The organism is Streptomyces sp. NPDC059456 (assembly GCF_042750055.1).
Classification (GTDB): domain Bacteria; phylum Actinomycetota; class Actinomycetes; order Streptomycetales; family Streptomycetaceae; genus Streptomyces.
This window is the reverse complement of record NZ_JBHYVA010000828.1, coordinates 1-3,341: the sequence shown is the minus strand read 5'-3', so window position 1 is coordinate 3,341 and position 3,341 is coordinate 1. Positions and strand designations below refer to the sequence as shown.

At 69.2% G+C, this 3,341-nt stretch carries 1 protein-coding gene; it reads right to left on the bottom strand.

The window, feature by feature from the left end:
* Window positions 1-3,341: amino acid adenylation domain-containing protein (locus ACFXA3_RS39170; protein WP_385195620.1), on the bottom strand; the 3,341-nt coding region annotated here is incomplete at both ends.

Below are 3,341 nucleotides of genomic sequence, written 5' to 3'. Positions count from 1 at the left end.
ACGTCCTGGTGGGCGAACGCCGCCAGGTCCGCCTCCCGGACCCGCTCCACGACCTCCCGGAACGTCGGATCGCCCGAGACGTCGGTCCGCAGGACGAGCGTGTTCACGAAGAACCCGACCATGTCATCGACGGCGTCGTCGGTACGGCCGGCGATCGGCGTCCCGATCGGGACGTCTTCCCCGGCGCCCATCTTCGACAGCAGAACCGCCAGAGCGGCCTGCACCGTCATGAACACGCTCGCCCCGCACGACCGGGACAGCTCCACCAGACGGGCATGGGCCTCCGCCGGAACACGGAACCCCACCGCGGCGCCCTCGTGCGAGGCGACAGCAGGGCGCGGGTAGTCCACCGGCAGCTCCAGCTGCTCCGGAAGACCGGCCAGCGCCTGCTCCCAGTACGCGACCTGGGCGGCGATCACACTGTCCGGATCGTCCTCGTCACCGAGGACCTCACGCTGCCACAGCGTGTAGTCCGCATACTGCACCTCAAGCTCTTCCCATGCCGGGGCATCCCCCTGGCAACGCGCCGCGTACGCCTGCGACAGATCCTTCGCCAACGGCGCCACCGACCAGCCGTCCGCCGCAATGTGATGGACCACCATCACCAGAACCCACTCATCCAGGGCGTCCGTGACCTCCAGCAGGCTCACCCGCCACGGCAGATCCCGCTCCAGGTCGAAGCCGGCACCGGTCACCTGCGCCACCACGGCCGCAACATCACCAGCCGACACGGGCTGCACCACGACATCGGGAATCCCCGCGGCACCCTGCCGGATCTCCTGCCGAGGCTCGCCGTCCACCTGCGGGAACACCGTCCGCAGACTCTCGTGCCGACCAGCGACGTCCGCCAGCGCGGCCCGCAGCGCCTCCACGTCCAGCGCGCCGGTCAGACGCAGCACGAGCGGAATGTTGTACGTCGCGGAGACGCCTTCGAGCTGGCCCAGGAACCACAGACGACGCTGCGCGAACGACACCGGAAGAACCTCCGGCCGCACCCGCCGCCCCAGCGGCTCCCGGACCTGACCACCCTCGTCGAGCCGCTCCACCAACCCGGCGACGGTCGGAGCCTCGAACAACGAGCGAATACTCACCTCGACCCCGAGGACGGACCGGATCCGGCTCACCAGCCGGGTCGCCAGCAGCGAATGCCCACCCAACTCGAAGAAACCGTCATCGATCGACACCACGTCCACCCCGAGGACCTCGGCGAACAAGCCGCACAGGATCTCCTCCCGCGGCGACCGCGGTCCGCGGCCCACACCTCCCGCCGTGAACTCCGGGACGGGCAGGGCATGCCGGTCCAGCTTGCCGTTCGCCGTCAACGGCAGGGCATCGAGCGCGACGAACGCCGACGGCACCATGTAGTCCGGCAGCCGCTCCGCAACGAACCCGCGCAGCGCGGCAGGGTCGAGAGCGCCGGTCGCCGTGCCGGCGCCCGGCACCACGTACGCCACCAGCCGCTTGTCGCCGGAGGTGTCCTCCCGGACGACCACGGCCGCCTGGCCCACGAGGGCGTGCTCGGCCAGGGAGATCTCGATCTCGCCGAGTTCGAGTCGCTGTCCGCGGATCTTGACCTGGTGGTCCCGCCGCTCCACGAATTCCAAGCGGCCGTCCGGGAGGCATCTGACGTAGTCGCCCATGCGGTACATCCGCGCGCCGGGTTCGTCGGAGAAGGGGTCGGCCACGAAGGCGGCCGACGTGCGGGTCGCGTCCCCGATGTAGCCCTGGCCGACGCCGACACCGCTGACGTACAGGTCCCCCGGCTTTCCCGGAGGGACCGGCTGGAGAGCCTCGTTCAGGATGTACAGCCGTATGTTTCGAATGGGGGTGCCGATGGTGACCTTCCGTTCGGCACGGTACTTCTCGCTCGTGATGACGGCGTGCGAGACGTCGTCCGAACATTCCGTGGATCCGTAGGCATTGACCAGCGGGATCTCCGGGTACCGTGCGAACCACCGCTCGCAGAGGCTGCCCGGGAGCGGCTCACCCGTCACGACCAACCATCGGAGCCTCGACAGCTCGAGCTGCACTCCCTCGGCGTCCCACAGGTCGAGGGCGGCCCGGAGGAGTGAGGGCACGACCTCCAGGACGGACACGCCTTCGTCGGTCACGCGCCGGAAGAGCTCTCGGGGGTCTGCCGCGACCGTCCGGTCGACGACGCGGATCCGCCCGCCGAGCATCAGCGCTGCGAACATCTGCCAGACCGAGATGTTGAAGGTCAGCGGCGCGTTCTGCATGACGTGGTCCGCTGCGGAGAGGTTCAGGTCCTCGATCTTCGCCAGCAGATGGTTCTCCATGCCGGCCCGGTGGACCATCGCTCCCTTCGGTCGCCCGGTGGAGCCCGAAGTGAAGATGGAGTACGCGATGTCGTAGGTCTCGGATCCGTTCGGGTACCAGTCGGCGCCGTCCTGTTCGTCGCCCATGACCAGGACTTCGACGTTGCCGCCCGACGCGGCCGCGATGGCCCGTGCCTGCTCAAGGTGCTTCTTCTCCGTCAGCAGGCAGTCCGCGCCGCTGTCGGTGAGGTACGTCGCGCTGCGCGCGGTCGGGGCCTGCGGGTCCAGCGGGATGTAGCCGGCCCGGCTGCCGAACACGCCCAGCACCGACCACACGAACGGCGCTCCGGGATCCGAGAGGATTCCGACGAGTGCTCCCACTCCCGTTCCGCGTTCCGCGAGATGCCTGGACAGTGCGCTCGCCCGGGACATCAAGGTCTCGTAGGTGACGTCTCCTTCATCGTCCGTGACGGCGACCGCGTCCGGCTGCCGGCGGGCGACGTCCCTGATCCTGTCCACGACGTCGCGGAACTCCGCCTCGTCACGCCGGCCGTGCAGGGCGGAGAGCACGCGCTCACGCTCGTGCGCGTCGAGGATGCCGACGCGTCCGACGGGGATCCGCGGGGTTTCGGCAATGGCCCGGAACACGAGGAGAAGCCGGCTGCCGAGTTCCTCCACCGCCGCACGGTCGAACAGGTCGGGTCCGTATTCCATGCGGATCTCGACGCTGTCCCCGGGCAGGACGCGCAGGTTCATCGGGTAGTGGCTTGCGTCGTGGGCTTCGGCGTGGGTGAGAGAGAGGGTGGACGTCGCCCGTTCGAAGGCCTCGTTCTCGACCGGGTAGTTCTCGAACACGATGACGGTGTCGAAGAGCTCGTTGGCCGGGGTCAGGTGGTGGATGTCGGTGAGCTTGAGGTGCTGGTGGGGCAGGAGGGCGCTCTGTTCGTCCTGGAGCCGCACGAGCGCCTCGCGTACGGACTCCGCCGGCTTCAGGCGCACCCGTACCGGCACGGTGTTGATGAACCGGCCGACCATCGACTCGATGCCGGGGATCTGGGCCGGACG